At 37.5% G+C, this 20,363-nt stretch carries 22 protein-coding genes and 1 tRNA gene; 19 read left to right on the forward strand and 4 right to left on the reverse strand.

Annotated features, from left to right (window positions below; genetic code table 11):
• Nucleotides 1-35: 35 nt before the first annotated feature.
• The 7 genes from DK858_RS12965 (at nucleotide 36) to DK858_RS12995 (ending at nucleotide 3,189) form a co-directional block, all read left to right on the forward strand.
• Entirely contained in the window at nucleotides 36-569 is a 534-nt protein-coding gene (locus DK858_RS12965; RefSeq protein ID WP_109397857.1) for a hypothetical protein, read from the forward strand.
• Nucleotides 562-1,014 carry a single-stranded DNA-binding protein gene (gene ssb, locus DK858_RS12970; RefSeq protein ID WP_109397775.1) on the forward strand — a complete coding sequence of 151 codons (453 nt, stop codon included), beginning with the start codon at nucleotides 562-564 and terminating at the stop codon, nucleotides 1,012-1,014. The genes DK858_RS12965 and ssb overlap by 8 nt, the downstream gene beginning before the upstream one ends.
• A gap of 65 nt (nucleotides 1,015-1,079) precedes the next feature.
• A complete protein-coding gene (locus DK858_RS12975) occupies nucleotides 1,080-1,346 on the forward strand; it encodes a hypothetical protein (protein WP_109397776.1) in 267 nt (88 codons plus the stop codon).
• A gap of 35 nt (nucleotides 1,347-1,381) precedes the next feature.
• Complete coding sequence (locus DK858_RS12980; RefSeq protein WP_109397777.1) at nucleotides 1,382-1,696, forward strand: hypothetical protein; 315 nt, start codon at nucleotides 1,382-1,384, stop codon at nucleotides 1,694-1,696.
• A 69-nt stretch (nucleotides 1,697-1,765) separates the two neighbouring features.
• Nucleotides 1,766-2,443 (forward strand): hypothetical protein, encoded by a 678-nt coding sequence (locus DK858_RS12985; protein WP_109397778.1) that lies wholly within the window; start codon nucleotides 1,766-1,768, stop codon nucleotides 2,441-2,443.
• A 33-nt stretch (nucleotides 2,444-2,476) separates the two neighbouring features.
• Nucleotides 2,477-2,950, forward strand: coding sequence for a class I SAM-dependent methyltransferase (locus DK858_RS12990; protein WP_109397779.1), 474 nt, complete (start codon nucleotides 2,477-2,479; stop codon nucleotides 2,948-2,950).
• A 50-nt stretch (nucleotides 2,951-3,000) separates the two neighbouring features.
• Nucleotides 3,001-3,189 carry a helix-turn-helix transcriptional regulator gene (locus DK858_RS12995; protein ID WP_099660096.1) on the forward strand — a complete coding sequence of 63 codons (189 nt, stop codon included), beginning with the start codon at nucleotides 3,001-3,003 and terminating at the stop codon, nucleotides 3,187-3,189.
• Between the two features lie 76 nt (nucleotides 3,190-3,265).
• Here the strand turns inward: DK858_RS12995 and DK858_RS13000 are convergent.
• Nucleotides 3,266-3,342, reverse strand: a tRNA-Arg gene (locus DK858_RS13000).
• 190 nt (nucleotides 3,343-3,532) lie between these two features.
• Between DK858_RS13000 and folD the strand changes: the two genes are divergently transcribed.
• The 4 genes from folD (at nucleotide 3,533) to DK858_RS13020 (ending at nucleotide 6,893) form a co-directional block, all read left to right on the forward strand.
• Nucleotides 3,533-4,405: a bifunctional methylenetetrahydrofolate dehydrogenase/methenyltetrahydrofolate cyclohydrolase FolD gene (gene folD / locus DK858_RS13005; protein WP_109397780.1), complete on the forward strand. Its 873-nt coding sequence runs from the start codon at nucleotides 3,533-3,535 to the stop codon at nucleotides 4,403-4,405.
• Between the two features lie 3 nt (nucleotides 4,406-4,408).
• Nucleotides 4,409-4,621 carry a ribosome-associated protein YbcJ gene (gene ybcJ, locus DK858_RS13010; protein WP_023582608.1) on the forward strand — a complete coding sequence of 71 codons (213 nt, stop codon included), beginning with the start codon at nucleotides 4,409-4,411 and terminating at the stop codon, nucleotides 4,619-4,621.
• Between the two features lie 650 nt (nucleotides 4,622-5,271).
• The gene (gene fruK, locus DK858_RS13015) at nucleotides 5,272-6,213 is read left to right on the forward strand and encodes a 1-phosphofructokinase (protein WP_109397781.1); all 942 of its coding nucleotides are present in this window, start codon (nucleotides 5,272-5,274) and stop codon (nucleotides 6,211-6,213) included.
• A gap of 236 nt (nucleotides 6,214-6,449) precedes the next feature.
• Nucleotides 6,450-6,893, forward strand: a complete 444-nt coding sequence (locus DK858_RS13020) for a hypothetical protein (protein ID WP_109397782.1) — start codon at nucleotides 6,450-6,452, stop codon at nucleotides 6,891-6,893.
• 77 nt (nucleotides 6,894-6,970) lie between these two features.
• Here the strand turns inward: DK858_RS13020 and cysS are convergent, their stop codons facing one another.
• Nucleotides 6,971-8,362 carry a cysteine--tRNA ligase gene (gene cysS / locus DK858_RS13025; RefSeq protein WP_109397783.1) on the reverse strand — a complete coding sequence of 464 codons (1,392 nt, stop codon included), beginning with the start codon at nucleotides 8,360-8,362 and terminating at the stop codon, nucleotides 6,971-6,973.
• 375 nt (nucleotides 8,363-8,737) lie between these two features.
• Here cysS and ppiB point away from each other — a divergent pair, with 375 nt between their 5' ends.
• The 7 genes from ppiB to DK858_RS13060 all read left to right on the forward strand — a co-directional run bounded on the left by ppiB (nucleotide 8,738) and on the right by DK858_RS13060 (nucleotide 16,502).
• Nucleotides 8,738-9,232: a peptidylprolyl isomerase B gene (gene ppiB / locus DK858_RS13030; protein ID WP_006533972.1), complete on the forward strand. Its 495-nt coding sequence runs from the start codon at nucleotides 8,738-8,740 to the stop codon at nucleotides 9,230-9,232.
• Nucleotides 9,233-9,244: 12 nt separating this feature from the next.
• Nucleotides 9,245-9,967, forward strand: a complete 723-nt coding sequence (locus DK858_RS13035) for a UDP-2,3-diacylglucosamine diphosphatase (RefSeq protein WP_109397784.1) — start codon at nucleotides 9,245-9,247, stop codon at nucleotides 9,965-9,967.
• Nucleotides 9,968-10,101: 134 nt separating this feature from the next.
• Nucleotides 10,102-10,623 carry a 5-(carboxyamino)imidazole ribonucleotide mutase gene (gene purE, locus DK858_RS13040; RefSeq protein WP_109397785.1) on the forward strand — a complete coding sequence of 174 codons (522 nt, stop codon included), beginning with the start codon at nucleotides 10,102-10,104 and terminating at the stop codon, nucleotides 10,621-10,623.
• Nucleotides 10,620-11,687, forward strand: coding sequence for a 5-(carboxyamino)imidazole ribonucleotide synthase (purK, locus tag DK858_RS13045; protein ID WP_109397786.1), 1,068 nt, complete (start codon nucleotides 10,620-10,622; stop codon nucleotides 11,685-11,687). Before purE ends, purK begins: the two co-directional genes overlap by 4 nt.
• Before the next feature lie 123 nt (nucleotides 11,688-11,810).
• On the forward strand, nucleotides 11,811-13,070 hold the full coding sequence (locus tag DK858_RS13050; protein ID WP_109397787.1) for an MFS transporter: 1,260 nt from the start codon (nucleotides 11,811-11,813) through the stop codon (nucleotides 13,068-13,070).
• Nucleotides 13,071-13,137: 67 nt separating this feature from the next.
• Entirely contained in the window at nucleotides 13,138-14,163 is a 1,026-nt protein-coding gene (locus DK858_RS13055) for a mechanosensitive ion channel family protein (protein ID WP_109397788.1), read from the forward strand.
• 176 nt (nucleotides 14,164-14,339) lie between these two features.
• Entirely contained in the window at nucleotides 14,340-16,502 is a 2,163-nt protein-coding gene (locus DK858_RS13060; protein WP_109397789.1) for an ornithine decarboxylase, read from the forward strand.
• A gap of 88 nt (nucleotides 16,503-16,590) precedes the next feature.
• Here the strand turns inward: DK858_RS13060 and ybbP are convergent, their stop codons facing one another.
• Entirely contained in the window at nucleotides 16,591-19,032 is a 2,442-nt protein-coding gene (gene ybbP, locus DK858_RS13065; protein ID WP_109397790.1) for a putative ABC transporter permease subunit YbbP, read from the reverse strand.
• Nucleotides 19,029-19,715 (reverse strand): putative ABC transporter ATP-binding protein YbbA, encoded by a 687-nt coding sequence (gene ybbA, locus DK858_RS13070; protein WP_109397791.1) that lies wholly within the window; start codon nucleotides 19,713-19,715, stop codon nucleotides 19,029-19,031. The genes ybbP and ybbA overlap by 4 nt, the downstream gene beginning before the upstream one ends.
• Here ybbA and tesA point away from each other — a divergent pair.
• Nucleotides 19,686-20,315 (forward strand): multifunctional acyl-CoA thioesterase I/protease I/lysophospholipase L1, encoded by a 630-nt coding sequence (gene tesA / locus DK858_RS13075; protein WP_109397792.1) that lies wholly within the window; start codon nucleotides 19,686-19,688, stop codon nucleotides 20,313-20,315. The genes ybbA and tesA overlap by 30 nt on opposite strands.
• The last annotated feature ends 48 nt before the right edge of the window (nucleotides 20,316-20,363 follow it).

A 20,363-nucleotide genomic window follows, 5' to 3' on the forward strand; every position in this document is an offset into this window, starting at 1 on the left:
GATTTTTATTACCTAAAAATTGTGTGGAGAGAATAATGTCTTATATTGCAACAGCAACAAATAAACATTTCTATTATCTCGATGTACGGATCGAAGATATAGATATTCAAGATATTGCCAGTGGCCTTGCTAATGAATGTCGCTTTAATGGACAGATTGATAATTTCTATTCTGTTGCTCAGCATTCTGTATATGCAAGTTATTTAGTTGCACCTGAATTTGCTTTAGAGGCCCTACTTCATGATGCCAGTGAAGCTTATGTCAAAGACCTACCATCACCACTTAAAAAGCTATTGCCTGAATATAAATTAATTGAATTACGTGTAGAAAAGATGATCCGCAAAAAATTTGGGCTACCTGAATCTAAATCTGATGCGGTTCCTTTTGCTGACTTAATGATGTTAGCCACAGAAAAGCGTGATTTAGAAATTGATACAGGTAGTAACTGGTTAATGCTTGAAGGTATTCCAGCAAGTGATTTTGTTGTTAATCCACTAACACCGCCACAAGCAAAAGCCTTATTCCTCCGCCGTTTTAATGAGCTTTATAAGGGAACTGAAAATGGCTAACGGATCAGTAAACAAAGTAATTCTTATCGGCAATTTAGGGCGCGATCCTGAAATTCGCTACCTGCCTTCTGGTGGTGCTGTTGCCAATTTAGCTGTGGCCACATCAGAAAAGTGGCGAGATAAACAAACGGGTGACAACCGAGAAAAGACAGAATGGCACCGTGTCGTTCTATTTGGAAAACTCGCTGATATCGCCAGTGGCTATTTGTGTAAAGGCTCACAAGTTTATATCGAGGGCCAACTACAAACGCGCGAGTGGGATGATAACGGTGTTAAACGCTATACAACAGAAATTGTTGTAAAAGTTGGCGGTTCGATGCAGATGCTAGGTGGTGCTAGTAAATCAGCAGGGTCACAGTCGGCACAGCAAAACCTGCCATCAGCTCAATCTCAAGCACAGAGTAGTCAACCACCAATGGATTTCTCAGACGATATTCCATTTTGACCCCTACCAGTTTAACCAAAGGATATAACCATTACTCAGTGCAAGGATGCAAACAGGAGATAGATATGAAAAAGCAAACAGTAGATTTACTAAATTCTAATGACGAAACTATTTTGATGATGCGAGGCTGCCAAACCAAAGAGCAAGTTATCGACACTGCAATTAAAGAAAACATTATTTGTGAAAGCGATAAATCGGAATGGGTTAATTGCGATCGCGTTGATGTTTGTTATTACAAGGCAGTTCCTCGTGATGGTTATTCAGCATATTACTATCCATCAAATAAAGATGTTAAAGGTGCATTTTTAGCGACAGCTTTAATTATCTTTTAATTTAACTCGCAGGGATGCAATGAAGAGGAATGAATATGAAAGTTGAACAATCTCAAGTTACTAAGCTTGAAATTACAAATGTAGAAAAACACGACCCAATTAGAGTCTATTTAGAAGATGATAATCAAGGCCATGGTCGATTAACCATAACTGAATGGGGAGAAGCTTGGACTGCATATTGGCCTGCAATGTCATGTTTGTTAATTGATTTTATTATCAGAGCTGATAACGGATATTTAATTAGCTATCTTTCTTCAAAACCATTAGGTGTGAGAAGCGTTGCATACAAACGTCTAGACTCTAGGTTAAACGCTGTTCGTGGAGCATTAAAGCAAATAAGTGTGAATTAAGGAAGTATTTTGACCGTGGATTAGTCAAATGGATGTGAGTATGATTTCCACTTTAAATAAGGAGGATTCATGAATAAGAAGTGGTTACTGTACCTAATTGTCGTAAGTGCTATTTTTTCTTCGGTAACTTACGCTATTTTCTTTCATTTGAATATTGATGAAAATAACAAATGGAGTACATTTTTTAGTTTTACATCTGCATTTAGTATATTTTCTACTATTGGTGTTTATTTTTGGCAGAAAAATGATGCATTAAACAAGCAAAAGGATATTGATGATAGAATCATAGAGAAAATTGAGTTTAAACTAAAAATTATCAATTTAACAATAATTTCACTAATTACATTTTTAAAAAATGCTTCAAATTATGATATTGAAATTGATAGAAATGTAGCCATTTTTAAAAAGATATCCCCTTTAATTAAAATTGGAGACATGGAGGAAGAACCTATAAATAAAGTAGATATCATTTATGATGATTTAGACAATGAGATTAATCAATATACCATGCTAGTTAGTAAAAAATTATATAACATAATAAAAGATATAAATGTATGTGAAAGAAAAATCTTCTCTACTATCTACTTATACGCAGATCATAATTCTTATATAAAGAATAATATCGATAATTCAATTTCAATTGAAAGTGAAGTAGAAATAGATGCTAAAGAGGCAATAAAATATCTCATAAGTCACAGAGAAGAGATATCTAAAATAAAAAAACTTATTTATAACACTATGCAATAGAAGGATTTTTATCCCTAAAATTAAGAGGATATAATGAAGCCAATACTTGATATGTGTTGTGGCTCCCGTATGTTTTATTTTGATAAACAAGATGACCGTGTTTTATTTAATGATATTAGAGCCGAAGAACATATTTTATGTGACGGGAGAATTTTAAATATAACACCAGATATTATTTCTGATTTTAAAAATCTTCCTTTCCAAGATAATTCATTTTATCAAGTGCTATTTGACCCACCTCATTTAATTAGAGTTGGCAAAAATAGCTGGATGTTTAAAAAATACGGTTCGTTAAATAAAGACTCATGGAAAGAAGATTTAAAAAAAGGATTTACTGAAGCATTTCGTGTGTTAAAGCCAAATGGAACCTTATTGTTTAAGTGGAATGAAACTCAAATACCCGTTAAACAAATATTAGCTTTAACTAATGAAAAACCAACTGCCGTTCAGCGTGTAGGGAAAAACGATAAAACACATTGGATGGCGTTCTATAAAGGAAATCAGTAAATAACCACCAGCATTATTTAACGTGTGTACGGCACGAGTGGAGAGAAAATATGTCAGCACTAATAAAATATATAAAGATGAAAGAAATGGTTCAATTGACAGGAAAAAGCAAAACTACGTTATGGAGAATGTATGCCAAAAGAAAGGAATTCCCAAAACCACAAAAAACAAAAGGTGGTACATTTTTAGGTTGGCCAGAACATGTCTATGAAGAGTGGGTTAGAAGTGAAAAACTGTAATGCTAACTTGACCCGTTACTTGACCCGCATCTCTCGCGGGTTTCTTTTTAAAAACGCATAACTCATTGATTTTAAATGGTACGCCCTACAGGATTCGAACCTGTGACCTACGGCTTAGAAGGCCGTTGCTCTATCCAACTGAGCTAAGGGCGCCAAGAAGAACTTTAGACATCTGCAAGAGTGCTGATAACGGATGTGAATTATACGTTCAACATTCTGAGAGTCAACGATTTTTCAACGATATCAAACTATATGGTCAAAATATGGCAAGTATTCGACTGACAGATTGCTCCTGATCTGACAAAATAGACCAATACCGTAATTGAATAATTTGGATGTATAGATGTCAGCAAGAATTATAGATGGGAAATCGATTGCGCAGACCATCAGAAGCGAAGTTGCAGAAAAAGTAAAACAACGTATTAATGCAGGAAAACGAGCGCCTGGTTTAGCGGTTATTTTAGTAGGAGATAACCCAGCATCACAGATTTATGTCGGAAGTAAGCGCCGTGCTTGTGAAGAAGTCGGCTTTATTTCTCGCTCTTATGATTTACCAGATACAACCAGTGAAGCTGATTTATTGAATCTGATCGACCAACTTAATAAAGACAATACCATTGATGGTATCCTTGTTCAGCTCCCTTTACCTGCTGGAATTGATAATGTTAAGGTTTTAGAACGTATCCATCCTGATAAAGATGTCGATGGCTTTCACCCTTACAATATCGGCCGCCTATGCCAACGTGCACCTAAATTACGCCCTTGTACACCTCGTGGAATTGTCACACTACTCGAGCGTTGTAATATTCCAATGAATGGCTTAAATGCCGTTATTATTGGTGCATCAAATATTGTTGGTCGCCCAATGAGCTTAGAGCTATTACTTGCAGGTTGTACAACTACAGTTACCCACCGTTTTACTAAAGATCTACGTTTTCATGTTGAACATGCAGATTTAGTCGTTGTAGCAGTAGGTAAACCTAACTTTATTCCTGGTGAATGGATTAAACCTGGTGCAATCGTGATTGATGTTGGTATAAACCGCCTTGAAAGTGGAAAAGTTGTCGGGGATGTTGATTTTGAAGCCGCCTCTCAACGTGCGGGTTGGATTTCTCCTGTCCCCGGAGGTGTAGGCCCAATGACAGTCGCAACGCTTATTCAAAACACTCTGCAAGCATGCGAAGAATACCACGACCCTGAAACAGGAAATAATTAATCAATGGAAACATTTCAATTAGATGGGCACGACTATGTCGAGCTTTGTGATTTATTAAAACTTCAAGGTTGGACTGAAAGCGGAGCAGCTGCTAAAAGTGTCATTGCTGAAGGTTTAGTGAGTGTTGACGGTGAAGTTGAAACTCGTAAACGCTGTAAAATTGTTGCAGGAAAAGTTGTCACCTTTGGTGAGTTTTCCGTTAGCGTCAGCAAATAATCAGCAAATCAATTAATATTGAAAAAGCGTTGCTATCTTAGCCTCGCTTTTTTTCTTTTTAATCCTTTTTTACCTTAAATAGACTTTTTCTTCCTCTTTTTTCTTATTTAATCACGTAAAAAAAAAGGAAATAACATAACCAATTGAATTAAAATAAAATAATTAAATTTAATTTAATATATTTAAATTTAGATCATTATTTTTAAACTTATCTATGATTATAATCTCCTTTCAGCGTTCAGCAAATTGTACATTTTATAAAAAAATAGATAAAAAGAAATGCTATAAGTTATTATTTTATATACAGATAACACGTTTTAACCATTACTGTAAAACTTCAGCAACAAACCTTTTTGTTGATACTTTTATCCATTTATTCATGTTTAAATGCATTAAAATGTGATTTAGATCTAATTTATTTCTACTTTCATTAGGCAAAAGAACATTGTTTGTACTAAATTACAGGTTATAATTTGAAACGATTCAGCTTAATGATACGATTTGAGTCGTTATTTTATAATATTTACATCATTTTACCCTTTATCTAACAGGAGATTTTATGCTCGACTTACCCACTCAAGGTATCTCTGTTTTTGCTAAATTACAGCAAAAATTGATGCCTGTTCTTTTATTTAAGGTAAGGAACTAGCATGAAACGCAGAGTAGCAACTATCACACTCAACCCTGCATATGATCTTGTAGGTTTAAGTGCTCCTATTGAACTTGGTGAAGTTAATCGAGTTAAAACAGCAGGCTTCCATGCTGCGGGTAAAGGCATCAATGTGGCTAAGGTTTTAAAAAGCCTTGGTGTTGATGTTACTGTTGGGGGTTTTTTAGGCAAAGAAAACCAAGATGGATTCCAAAAAGAGTTTAGTGATTCGGGTATTGCTAACCGTTTTCAAATGGTTGAAGGTCGTACTCGTATTAACGTCAAACTCACAGAACCCAATGGTAAAGTGACTGACTTCAATTTTTCTGGTTTCGAAATCACAAAACAAGACTGGACTCGCTTTGTCAATGATACGCTAAGTTGGGCGGGTCAATTTGATATGATTTGTGTCAGTGGTAGTGTACCTCCTAGCATTGATCTCAATGATTTCACTAAATGGATGACACGCTTACGTAGCGAATGTATGTGTTTGATCTTCGACAGTAGTCGAGATGCCTTTGTCGCAGGATTAAAAGCTGCCCCTTGGCTTGTTAAACCTAATCATCATGAATTAGAAATTTGGGCGGGTAGATCCTTACCTGAACTTTCTGATATTGTGCAAGCAGCTCAAGCATTGCGTCAGCAAGGTATTGCTCATGTTGTTATTTCATTAGGTGAGCAAGGTGCGATGTGGGTTAATGCCTCTGGTGCATGGATGGCTAAACCACCTAAATGTGATGTTGTAAGTACCGTCGGAGCTGGAGACTCTATGGTTGGTGGTTTAATTTATGGTTTAATGATGCGACAAACCAGTGAACATACCTTACGTCTTGCGACTGCCGTTTCTGCACTTGCTGTGAGCCAAACCAATGTTGGTATTCATGATCGCGAACAATTAGCAAAAATGATGACAGAAGTAGAATTAACTCCGCTAAAATTATAAGTAATCATACTCTATGGTAATTTGAATAATATTAAGTAGAATTACCAACTCCTCTATTAAATAGATTAACGTTCTACTATAAAACATCAAAAATAGAATCTCTTTAATTGATTAATTTCTTTTATTATTAAATCAAACTTTATTTTTTCTATTTATTCGATAAACTTCACTTTAATAAAATTTAACAAAGATATTCTCAAACCAATAAAAACTTATTTCTGTTTTTAGGAGAAGTTATGGAAAGGCCCATAATACTTTTATGGATCCAAGTTATTTCAGTATTATTTTTAGGTGTTAGTTTATTTATATTAGTTGCTGGAGCACCAATTTATTTATTGGCAATGGCAATGGGGGGAGGCCAAACAATGCTAGCAGGACTGTTCATCATGCTGTGTTTAATTATAACGATGATCATGCAAGTAACAGCATGGATAAAACTCGCTAAAAATAGTAGAAATGCTTACTCTTTTTTAAAAATATCATGGGTATGTTTATCTATTTCACTCTTTTTTATACTTAGTATTTCGATGTCATTAACAAATATATCGGAAATTAGCTTTGTAGTTTTTTCTATTATCGTGATCTTAACACATCGACTCTTTTTCTCTGAAAATGTAATTACTTATTTTGAATATAAACAAAAAGATAGCAAAAGAGAAACAAATATTATTAGTCAATAAATTAATCATTAGACAAAAAAATATCGGATATTAAATATCCGATATTTTTATATTAAACACGATACTCAATTATCGTATTAATTATTACGACGCCAAACAGTTCCTTGAGGACCATCTTCTAAAACAATCCCCATCGCTGTTAATGCGTCACGAGCAACATCAGCCGCTGCCCAATCTTTATTTTTACGAGCATCATTACGCTGTTGAATTAATAATTCAATTTTTTCAACTTCACCTGCGTCATCTGCTTTAGCACCACTTTGTAAGAAATGCTCAGGCTGTTGCTCTAATAAACCTAATACTTTAGCAAGCTTACGTAATACTGCGGCTAAACCATTCGCTGCATTCATATCAACCGCTTTTAGACGATTAACTTCACGCGCTAAATCAAACAAAACGGAATAGGCTTCAGGTGTATTAAAATCATCGTTCATTGCGTCAATAAATTGCGCTTCAAACGCTTCGCCACCCACAGGCTGTGCATTTTCATCTGTACCACGTAATGAAGTATAGAGGCGTTCTAATGCAGTACGAGCCTGTTTTAGGTTTTCTTCAGTATAATTAAGTTGACTACGATAATGGCCCGATAATAAAAAATAACGCACTGTTTCAGCATCGTAATAAGCTAACACATCACGAATAGTAAAAAAGTTATTCAGTGACTTAGACATTTTTTCTTTGTCTACCATCACCATACCAGAGTGCATCCAGTAATTAACGTAAGGACCATCGTGAGCACAAGTTGATTGCGCTATTTCATTTTCATGATGAGGGAACATTAAATCTGAACCACCGCCATGAATATCAAAATGATGCCCTAACTCTTTACTATTCATAGCAGAACATTCGATATGCCAACCAGGGCGACCATTTCCCCATGGCGACGCCCAGCTTGGTTCACCCGGTTTAGACATTTTCCATAAAACGAAATCCATTGGATTGCGTTTAACATTAGCCACTTCAACTCGAGCACCAGCTTGTAGTTGCTCTAAATCTTGGCGCGAAAGTAAGCCATAATCAGGATCGGTATCAATCGCAAACATCACATCGCCATTGTCGGCAACGTAAGCATGTCCGCGTTTAATTAGCGCTTCTGTTAATTCAATAATTTCAGCAATATGATGTGTTGCTCGTGGCTCTGAATCTGGGCGAGCAATATTTAATGCATCAAAATCTTTGTGCATTTCAGCTAACATACGTGTGGTTAATTGTTCACATGTTTCATTATTTTCAATCGCACGTTTGATGATTTTATCATCTACATCCGTTACGTTACGGACATAGTTAACATCATATCCTAAGTAACGCAGATAACGGGTTATGGCATCAAAAGCCACAAATGTACGTCCATGACCAATATGGCATAAGTCATAAATAGTGATGCCACACACGTACATACCTATTTTTCCTGCATGGATAGGTTTAAATTCTTCTTTTTGGCGAGTGAGAGTATTAAAAATCTTTAGCATCAGTGGACGTTCCCGTTTTCAACTGTACGTGTTTATTACGTTTTTATATAAAAGAAAATAACAACTACTATAGCATGATATTAATTAGAATATTGGATCTTGAAGGCAAAGCAAACTCAAGATTAGGGTTTTTATCTTACTCTGCTTAGCGCTTATTTTCACTGCTCAATCGCGGCTAGTGAACAATCAATCTTCTATTATTTGGCTAAATTTTAGCGAAACGTGTTTTTTCCTTTTATTACTGATTTAGTTAGCAAGAAAAAACAGCGTAAGAAAAAGATGCATACTGACTAAATTAGGCAACTATGATATAAAAACGGGACTGTTGTTTATGCCCAAATCTGGGTAAAGCTAAAATTATATTAGGATCTGAATATGGTTACTTTTCATACCAATTACGGCGATATCGTGATTAATACATTTGCAGACAAAGCACCTGCAACCGTAGAAAATTTTTTAGACTACTGTAAAGAAGGATTCTACGATAACACTATTTTCCACCGTGTCATCAACGGTTTTATGATCCAAGGTGGTGGTTTTGAACCAGGTATGAACCAAAAAGCGACCAAAGCACCTGTAAGAAACGAAGCAAATAATGGCCTAGCAAACAACCGCGGTACATTAGCAATGGCTCGTACGAACGATCCACATTCTGCTACTGCTCAATTTTTTATCAACGTTGCAGACAACGATTTCTTAAATTTCCGTGCTGAAAACGCAAATGGTTGGGGATATTGTGTTTTTGCTGAAGTTGTTGAAGGCATGGATGTTGTTGATAAAATTAAAGCTGTTTCCACAGGTCGTAGCGGTTTCCACCAAGATGTTCCTCGTGAAGATATCGTCATTAAAAGTGTAACGGTTAGCGAATAAGCCTCACTTTTTATGTGTACGCTTTTTATTGCAGACCTGCATTTAAGTGAACATGAACCGGCAATCACTGCCGGTTTTCTTCGCTTTTTAAAAGAACAAGCCATTCATGCAAAAGCACTTTATATCTTGGGTGATTTTTTTGATTTTTGGATAGGTGACGATGATCCCAATCCTTTACATCAACAAATTGCTCAAGCTCTGATGACACTAAAAAATGCAGGAGTACCTTGCTATTTTATTCATGGAAATCGTGATTTTTTAATTGGCTCTCGTTTTGCAAAAGAGAGTGGTATCACCTTACTTCCACAAGAAAAAGTGCTCGAAATTGGAAAAAATCGCATATTAATTTTGCATGGAGATACACTTTGTACGGATGATGAAGCGTATCAACGTTATCGTAAAAAAGTACATAATAAATTTATTCAGCGCTTATTCTCACTCCTGCCTCTATTTATTCGACTGCGTATCGCTGACAAAATGCGCTCACGTAGCCAGCACGAAAATCAGTACAAATCAGATGCTATTATGGATGTTAACCCACAAGCTGTGATTGATACTTTTAAACATTTCAATACAGAATGGATGATCCATGGTCATACGCATCGTCCAGCAATTCATACTGTCAACATTGATGATAAAATACATTATCGTGGTGTATTAGGTGCTTGGCATACTGAAGGTTCTATGTTTAAAGTAACAGATGAAAAAATAGAACTTATTCATTTTCCCTTTTAAGCTGTTCCGTTTATTTTCCTTATAAAAAGCCATTTTTTTCTTTACGCAAACGTTTTCCTATGCGTGTTAGCGTGATACTATCATGCTCAGTTTATTAGGCTATATCCGTTTATGCTTACAGGAGCAGTTAAGTAATGTCTTCTCAAGTTGGTCTAAATACCTCTTCCGCTAGAATCGCCATTGTAATGGGCTCTAAAAGTGACTGGGCAACAATGTCTCATGCCGCTGATGTACTAGACGCACTACAACTCCCTTATCATGTTGAAATTGTCTCTGCACACCGTACTCCTGATAAGCTATTTAGCTTTGCAGAACAGGCAAAAAGTAATGGCTTTGATGTTATTATTGCAGGGGCAGGTGGTGCAGCCCATTTACCCGGTATGCTCGCAGCAAAAACACTCGTTCCTGTATTGGGTGTTCCTGTTCAAAGTGCTGCATTAAGCGGTATTGATAGCCTTTACTCTATTGTACAAATGCCAAAAGGTATTCCTGTGGGAACATTAGCGATTGGTAAAGCAGGCGCAGCTAATGCTGCCTTATTAGCTGCTCAAATTTTAGCATTACACTCTCCTACTATTTTTGAAGCACTAACGGCATGGCGTACATCACAAACTGACGATGTATTAAATAACCCTGATCCAAGGGAGGCACTATGAAGCCGGTTTGTGTTCTGGGAAATGGTCAATTAGGGCGAATGCTAAGACAAGCAGGAGAACCTTTAGGAATTGCGGTTTATCCAATAGGATTAGATGCAGAGCCTGAAGCCGTTCCCTATCAAAAAAGTATAATCACAGCAGAAATTGAACGCTGGCCTGAAACCGCACTCACCAAAGAGTTAGAACGCCATACTAACTTTGTAAACCGTGATATTTTTCCATTGCTTGCCGATAGATTACCTCAAAAACAGTTACTCGATGAACTGGGCTTAGCAACGGCTCCTTGGCAACCATTAACAGCACCAACACAATGGCCTGATATCTTCTCTCAACTGGGTGATTTTATTATTGTAAAGCGCCGTGTTGGTGGTTATGACGGCCGTGGTCAATGGCGTATTCATCCCGGTGAAGAACAGCAATTACCTGCTGAAATCTATGGTGAATGTATTGTTGAGCAAGGTATTCCCTTTTCTGGTGAAGTGTCATTAGTAGGTGCAAGAGATTGTAACGGAAACTGTGTTTTCTACCCTTTAACTCACAATCTTCACCAAGAGGGTATTTTACGCATGAGTGTTGCATTACCAACGCCTGCGTCAGAATTGCAACAATCAGCAGAAAAAATGCTGACCGCCATCCTTAATAAACTCAACTATGTCGGTGTAATGGCGATGGAGTGCTTTATTGTTGGTAACAAATTGCTTATCAACGAATTAGCTCCTCGAGTTCATAACAGTGGCCACTGGACACAAAATGGCGCCTCAATTAGCCAGTTTGAGTTACATCTACGTGCAATTTTAGATTTACCTATGCCAAAACCTGAAGTTTGCCAGCCGGCAGTAATGGTTAATTTGATTGGTACCGATGTCAATCCACAATGGCTTTCATTGCCATTAGTTCATTTACATTGGTATGAAAAAGAAGTTCGCCCTGTTCGCAAAGTGGGGCATCTCAATCTTGTTCATCGTGATAACCAACCATTGAAAGAGACACTCAAATCATTAAGCTCAATGCTTGATGATACCTATCAGTACCCTATCAAGTGGGCTTTAGAAAAATTAAGCTAGCAGTCCGACTCATAAAGTTAGAGAATAATAGCCTTTAAACGAACAGACCTCAAATAAAGAGGTCTGTTATTCGCTATTTTCTCCTGATTATTCAGGTTACTGCACCCATTTGTTGGAGTCAGGATGCAAGTCACGCAACAGGTTTTTGGACCCGTTTATCAGTGGAGTATGCTGATATTATTGGGCTTTGTGTATTTTTTAGCTACCGCAACCACATTTACCTCTTTAGGTGTTGTTCTTCCTAGTATGATAAATGAACTTGAGTGGAACTGGACTCAAGCAGGACTTGGCTTTACGTTATTAGGGTTAACCTGTGGCCTTGCGAGTTTTTTACCTACCTTACTGATCCGTAAATTGAGTGTTCGTCTTACACTACTGATTGGGTTGAGCATTTTTGTCAGTGGTTTCTATTTTCTTTACGAAACATACACCATTACGCGTTATTTTTTGGGTACTGCACTGTTAGGTATTGGTTTTACACTACTGGCTACCGTACCCGGTACTTATGTTATTTCCCGCTTATTTGAAAAACAGTCCTTTGCCTTTGGCGTCTATTTTACGATTGGTGGATTAGGTGGTGTTGCCGGGCCTTGGATCTACTTTTTGGCAACCCACTTTTGGCATACATGGCGAATGCATTGGCTTATTTCAGCGATCACACTTACCATTGTTACGCTTATCACCATTTTATTTTTACGCGAAGGTAGTAAAGAGCAAGAACACGCAAAAAAAATTAGCCAACTTCAAACCACAAAACGTATCTATCAAACTAAAGAGATTTGGACAGCCCGTCATGCTTTAAGAACATGGCAATTTTATGTTATTGCTGCGACTTACACGGCCTTTTTATGGTGTGGGATCACTGTCAATAGTTTTGCTGTTGCACATATTATTGAAAACGGTTTTGGTGAAACTATTGCCGCGACACTATTAAGTAGTATGGCATTTATCAATGCCTTCTCACGCTTAGCGGGGGGAGCTATTGGTGAATGGTTAGAACCTAAAAAATTACTTATTGCAAGCTTAAGTATTATTATTATTGGCTTGCTCGCACTAAGCATGGCTAACACTTGGATTTATCTGATCTTATTTACAGTTTGTGTCGGTATTGGTTATGGCATGACATTCTTAGCATCCAGTATATTGCTTGCTAACTATTTTGGTCGTTCCCCTTATCTTGAGCTATTTTCAGTAATGAATTTAATTTCAACATTGGCTTGTTTAGCGCCATTCTTTGCTGGGGCAATCAAAGATATTTCAGGTAGTTTTACACCTGCATTCTTGATTTTAACCCTACCTGTTTTACTGATTTTAGTGGTCACTTTGTTTATGAAACCACCGGTTTACCCTAAATTTCAGCATGCAAGTGAGCAAGAAAAATAACCATTAAATAAATAAGATAGCGAGTTTCATATTATAAAAACGCATTTTCTAAGGAGGCGTTAAGCTGATGAATGATGCATTAATAATAAAATACTCAATAGGTATTGGCATTGCTTTAGCCTGTTTTGTTGGTTTTGTCATCGTATCTCTTTTTCATGACAAAAAGAAAAAACGCCACAGAAATATTATTGTTCATATCAGCCAAGCTATTTTTCTTTGTAGTTTAGTGATTATCTTAAGCCAATATTGTGAAATGGCTGTTGTTGATTTTAATCTCCATTTTATCTCTTTTAGGATGATTAATTTCGTTACTTATGTTGGCATTGCATTAATTTTAATGAGGAAATTTTTCTTACTAATTAACCGACTAGAAAAAGCTCAAATTAAAAAAGGCAGTGATCCTACTTCTGCTCGTATTATTTCTCGCATATTCAAAATCACTCTATTCGTTATTATCATTTTATTGTTCGGTGAGCATTTTGGTATGAGCTTATCCGGCTTAATGACATTTGGAGGATTAGGTGGCATTGCTATTGGCATGGCAAGTAAAGATGTATTAAGCAATCTTTTCTCTGGTGTCATGCTCTATTTCGATCGTCCTTTTAATATTGGTGATTGGGTACGCTCTCCCGACCGTAATATTGAAGGCACTGTAGTCGAAATTGGCTGGCGTATTACCAAAATCATTACTTTTGATCATCGCCCTCTTTATATTCCCAACTCCATTTTTTCATCTATTAGTGTTGAAAATCCGGGAAGAATGACAAATAGACGGATCCAAACTGAAATTGGTTTACGTTATGAAGATTCAGATAAAATTGGAGTTATCGTTGAAGAGATCCGCACCATGCTAATGCAAAATGACAAAATCGATACACAACAAACGTTGTTAGTCTATTTTAATCAATTTGCAGACTCTTCGCTCAATATTATGGTGTATTGTTTTACCAAAACAACGGTATGGGCACAGTGGCTTGAAGCTCAGCAAGAAGTCTATTTAAAGATGATTGAGATTGTGCATAAACATGGCGCTGATTTTGCCTTTCCTTCTCAAACAATCTATCTCGAAAAACCTTCTCCAATTACCCAATAATAGAAAATGGATAAGTTTATTTCCCATAGACTTATCCATTTACCGATTTATTACAATGTGAATTTATGCGTTTTATATGCATAAAACCATTGCTTCTAACTTTTAATTTATTTCAATCATATTCACAACCAAGTATATTGGTCGCCAATTCTTCTATTGATGCAAATGCGAGTATAATGAAAAAAATGAAGTTGGCGTGTCACCCTACTCTTTCACACTATTTTTATTGTGAACGTCCGATTGTTGATATTGTTGATGCAAATTTAACGCAAGTATCAGCAGTAGTGTTGTCATTATCAGATATTGAGTCCGGCGAATTAGATCGCATTCATCAAACTGGCTTTCAACTCCCCGTATTTATAGCTGCTAATCTTAATGATGCAATTAGTGCTGAATTGCTTAATCAAGTTTCAGGGATTGTCATTACAGATAAAAGTGCACATCAAAAAAATAGTACATTAATTAATAAAGCGGTGCAGCAATATGAAGAGAGCCTATCCACCCCATTTTTTTCACGTTTAGTGAATTATGTTGCCGAAAAGAACATTGCTTTTGATTGCCCCGGTCATCAAGGTGGAGAATTTTTCCGTCGTCATCCCGTAGGTGAACAGTTTTATCAATATTTTGGGGAGAATCTATTTCGCGCTGATCTCTGTAATGCGGATGTAGAAATGGGGGATTTGCTTATTCATGAAGGAGCGCCTTATGATGCCCAAACTTTTGCCGCGCAAGTGTTTAATGCCGACAAAACCTACTTTGTTTTAAATGGGACATCCTCCTCTAATAAAGTTGCCTTAAATGCGTTATTGGCACCAAATGATTTAGTGCTGTTTGATAGAAATAACCATAAATCCAATCATCATGGTGCACTAATTCAAGCTGGAGCAACACCTGTCTATTTAGAAACAGCTCGTAATCCCTTTGGCTTTATTGGTGGTATCGATGCTCATTGCTTTGAAGAGCACTATTTACGCCAACAAATTGCAGAAATTACACCGGAACGTCAATTCGCTAAACGCCCTTTCCGTTTAGCGGTTATTCAACTAGGCACTTATGACGGTACAATTTACAACGCGAGGCAAGTTGTCGATAAAATTGGTCATCTTTGTGATTATATTTTATTTGATTCTGCATGGGTGGGTTATGAACAATTCATTCCAATGATGAAACAATGTTCGCCTTTGTTACTAACACTGAATGAAGACGATCCTGGTATTCTCGTTACTCAATCTGTTCATAAGCAGTTAGCGGGATTTTCACAAACCTCACAGATACATAAAAAAGATGCCCATCTTAAAGGGCAATCTCGTTATGTTAATCATAAACGTATGAATAATGCTTTTATGATGCATGCATCCACCAGCCCATTTTATCCCCTTTTTGCCGCTCTTGATGTCAATGCAAAAATGCACTCAGGCAAAAGTGGTGAAGCTATGTGGATGAGTTGCGTAAAGCAAGGCATTGAAGCCCGTAAATCATTACTAAAGCAGTGCCAGTTTATTAAGCCATTTATTCCTGAAGTGGTTGATGGTATTGCTTGGCAAGATCACGACACAGATGAAATCGCCCACGATCAGCGTTTTTTTAATTTTATTCCTAATGATAATTGGCACTCATTTGAAGGTTACACCACCAATCAATACTTTGTGGATCCTTGCAAATTAATGCTTACAACACCGGGTATCGATCCTCATACAGGGGAATATGGATCTTTTGGTGTACCAGCCTCTATTTTGGCAAATTATCTACGTGAGCACGGCGTTATCCCTGAAAAAAGCGATCTCAATTCAATCTTATTTTTGCTGACTCCCGCAGAACATCAAGCAAAGTTTGATCGCTTAATCTCTTTGATTGTTCAATTTGAAAAACACTTAATTGAAGATGTGCCATTAGAACAAATCTTGCCTTCTGTGTGTCGTCGCTATCCATCTCGTTATCAGGGATATACATTACGACAACTCTGTCAGGAAATGCATGATATTTGTGTCAGATACAATATCAAATTACTGCAAAAACAGATGTTTAGAAAGAGTCACTTTCCTAAACGAGCATTAAGTCCGCAACAAGCTAATATTGAGTTTGTTCGTGGTAATGTTGAATTTTTACCTTTAAATAAATTAGCAGGACGCATTGCCGCTGAAGGTGCTTTACCTTATCCGCCAGGCGTTTTATGTGCTGTACCCGGTGAAATTTGGGGAGGTGCTGTTTTACGTTATTTTCAGGCACTTGAAGCCTCGATTAATCAGCTTCCGGGCTTTTCAACTGAACTTCAAGGGGTCTATATTTATGATGAAGAAGATGGCAGTAAGCAAATTTATGCTTATGTTATAAAAGAATAATTGTCTTATCCTTTCCCATAAAAAATGCTGATACTTAATGGCATCAGCATTTTTATTTAACACTATTTATAACTCTTATTTATTCTAACTATTCGCCTTGGATCCGTCGATATTGACCTTTATCTTGCAACAACCTAACGCCTAAGATACTGCCACATAATGAAAGTAATAATGCCGCAACAATAGGTACAGTGAGCCACATTCCCCATTGCGGTTGCCACGGGAACTTAAACACTGATATTTGTAATAAGCTTAATGCGACTTCTGCACCAATGGCAGCGGCTAATCCCGCCATTAAACCTAATAATGCAAATTCAGCCCAAAGAGTCCGTCTTAATAATGATTTACCTGCGCCTAATGTTCGATACACCACTAGCTCAATGCGTCGTTGTGTCATTCCTACCTGAATTTGCGCAACTAACAATAACGCTCCACAGATCATGACCAATCCAACCATAATCTCTAATGCTCGGCTGACTTGTTGTAAAATTTGTTGAACTTGCTGAATTAATGCACCTGTATCTAACACGCTTACCGTTGGAAATTGCCGATTAAGTGCCGTAATTAATCCACCCTCACCATTGTAATAAAAACTACTCATCCATTTTTCTGGCTGATTACTTAACCCTTCTTCAGAGAAGATAAAGAAGAAATTAGGACGCATATTTTCCCAATCGACATGACGAATACTTGTAACAATGGATTTAAATTCACGAGTATCACCGACAAATGTTAATTCATCACCCAATTTAATATCGAGTTGTTCTGCAACACCTTGATCCAGAGAAACTCCATTCCCCTCAGGAGGCCATGTTCCCTCAACAATCACGTTATCTTTTGGCAATTCGCTATGCCATGTTAAGTTAAGCTCTCGACGAACGGTGTTATTACCTGCATCACGTTTATCTGCCCACTCTTTAGCATTATGCTCATTAATTTGTGTTAAACGCGCTAACACCACAGGGAATGCATCTGTAGGCTCAACATTATGCTTTGCCAATAAAGTATTAATTTCTTGAACTTGGGGCTCAGACATATTGATGAGAAAATAATTAGGGCTATCTTCTGGTAATTGCTTTTGCCATTTATCGAGTAAATCCCCTTGAATAAGGACTAAAAGCGTTAATAACATAAATGAAAGCGCAAAAGCCGCAAGCTGAGTCATCGTTTGAAAAGGTTGTCGTAATAAACGAGTAACGGCTAAGCGCGCACTAAGTTGACGGAATTTAAATTGCTTTAATACCCATAACCCTAGCCAGCCAATTATTCCAAGTAAAAAAGCGATAACAACAACACCAAATAGAATTGACCAGAGTAAAACACCTGTTCCCGCAAAAAGCGTTAAGGCACCGACAACAATTAGGCCTACTATCGGTAAATAATAACGAAGAGGCCATATAGGCGCCGTAGTATCACTTCTTAATACACGGGAAGGTTGTGTTGCCATTAATTGGTAGTAAGGCCTTATTCCCGTTAATAATGCAATTAGCAATAAAGAGCCTACAGACCATCCCCATGGTAAGAAACTTGCATCGGGTAAACTTTTCGGTAACACCGGCGCTAAAATTTGTAGCAGTATCGTTTCGAAAATAAGTCCTACGAATGAACCGACAATAATAGCGCCAATCAAAATCACGCCCCATTGCCCAATGATCCATTTTCTTAATGCACGCTTATCTGCCCCTAATGTTTTTAATACCGCAATTAAGGTATGACGACTGCGACAATAATGAGCCATGGAAACCGCAACTGCCGATATAGCAAGCAATAGCGTTAATAGAGCTGAAAGTAAAAGAAAGTTTTTAGCACGCTCCATTGATTGCGAAAGCGCACCACTATCTTGTTTTAAACTATTCCAACGTTGATCGGGTTTTAATAGTGGATCGAAGCGTTGTTGATAACTATCAATTACGGACTCATTACCGGCAAACATATAGCGATAAGTTAGGCGACTTCCGGGTTGTACTGCTCCAGTTGCTTCAACATCATCAAGATTAATTAAAATACGGGGGGCTATTTGAAAAGGATTAAACCCGCTGTCTGGCTCTTGAATTAATACACCACTAATCGTAAAGGATGCATCGCCTACATCAATTTTATCGCCGACTTTGATATCAAGTAATTCGAGTAATCTAGCACCAACAAGCGCAGTTCCTTTTTCAGGTTTTAACCCTGCTGGCTCTGTTTCCAACTCACCATACAGTGGATATAATTTATCCGCAGCTTTCACCAACGCGAGCTGGGGTGTATCACCTTCAGGAGCATAAGACATCGTGGTAAATTGCATTTGGCGACTGAGCGTTAACCCTTCGTTCTTCGCCTCTGTAAGCCAGTTTTCATCAACGGGATAAGACGCACGTAAGACTAAATCGCCAGCAATTAAATCACGACTTTGAGCGTAAATACTTTTATCTATGCGATCACCTATACGCCCTAAAGCAAGCACACAAGCAACCGCAAGCGCTAGAGAAAGCCAAACAATTAATAGTGCGGGAGAACGCCATTCACGCCAAAACCAACGCCAAATCATGACTCCTCCTTAAGTTGTCCATCTACTAATCGTAATCGTCTTTGGCAACGAGCAGCTAGCTCATTGTCATGTGTTACTAAAATCAATGTCGTGGCATAGTCTCGGTTAAGAGAGAACAGCAGGTCAGCAATTTTATCGCCCGTTTTACGATCAAGATTCCCTGTTGGTTCATCAGCAAAAAGAATAGCGGGCTGAGTACAAAATGCTCTTGCTAATGCAACGCGTTGTTGCTCACCGCCAGAAAGTTGTGCTGGCATATGGTATAAACGTTCGCCTAATCCTAACAGCTTAAGTAAATCAACTGCACGCGCATGGCTATGCTTTTCTGACTCACCTTTTAATAATGCGGGCAACTGCACATTTTCGAGCGCATTCAATGTTGGGATCAACATAAATGATTGAAAAACAAACCCAACATGTTGGGCTCGTAACTTAGCACGTTCTTCTTCATTCATTTTTGTGAGATCTTCTCCCATTAAATGCACACTGCCAGAGCTTCCATCATCTAATCCAGCAATGATCCCTAGAAGCGTCGATTTCCCCGATCCTGACTCACCAATTAACGCAATTGTTTCAGCAGGCTCGACAACTAACTCAACACCCTGCAATATAGAGATCTGACTATCACCTTGTCCTACTTGTTTGGTTAACTGATGAACTTCAAGAACCTTTTCCGTCGACATACATTTTTCCTTATCATTATGATGATGTTTAGCTTTAAGGCTATTGCTACTGATACCTTTTTAATCTTTGGTGACAGCTTGAGTGCAGGATATCGTCTTCCGATTGAAAGTGCATGGCCACAACGCCTTGCTGATAAATGGAAAACAACCTACCCTGAAATTAATGTTGTTAATGCAAGCATTAGTGGTGAAACAGCCTTTCAGGGGCAAAATAGGCTTCCTGATTTGCTAAAACAACATCAACCACGCTGGGTTTTAATTGAGTTAGGTGCAAATGATGGCTTACAGGGATACCCTGTTGCACAAACAAAGGAGGCATTACAAAACATCATTACACAAGTAAAAGATGCCGGTGCAACGCCACTTTTTATGCAAATAATGATTTCACCTAATTACGGTAAACGTTATACACAATCATTTTCAGCGATCTATCCAAAGCTTGCTGAAGATAATGCGCTTCCTCTGCTTCCTTTTTATATGGAGCAAATCGCAGATAAACCTGAGTGGATGCAAAATGACAGCATACATCCCAATGAAGATGCTCAGCCTTTTATTACGCAGTGGATGGATGAAACATTATCCCCTTACTTAACACGTTAGACTATTCTGACAGTAGTTGACGTAGATTAAACGAGATTAATTGTAAAA

The organism is Proteus faecis, assembly GCF_003144395.1.
GTDB lineage: Bacteria > Pseudomonadota > Gammaproteobacteria > Enterobacterales > Enterobacteriaceae > Proteus > Proteus faecis.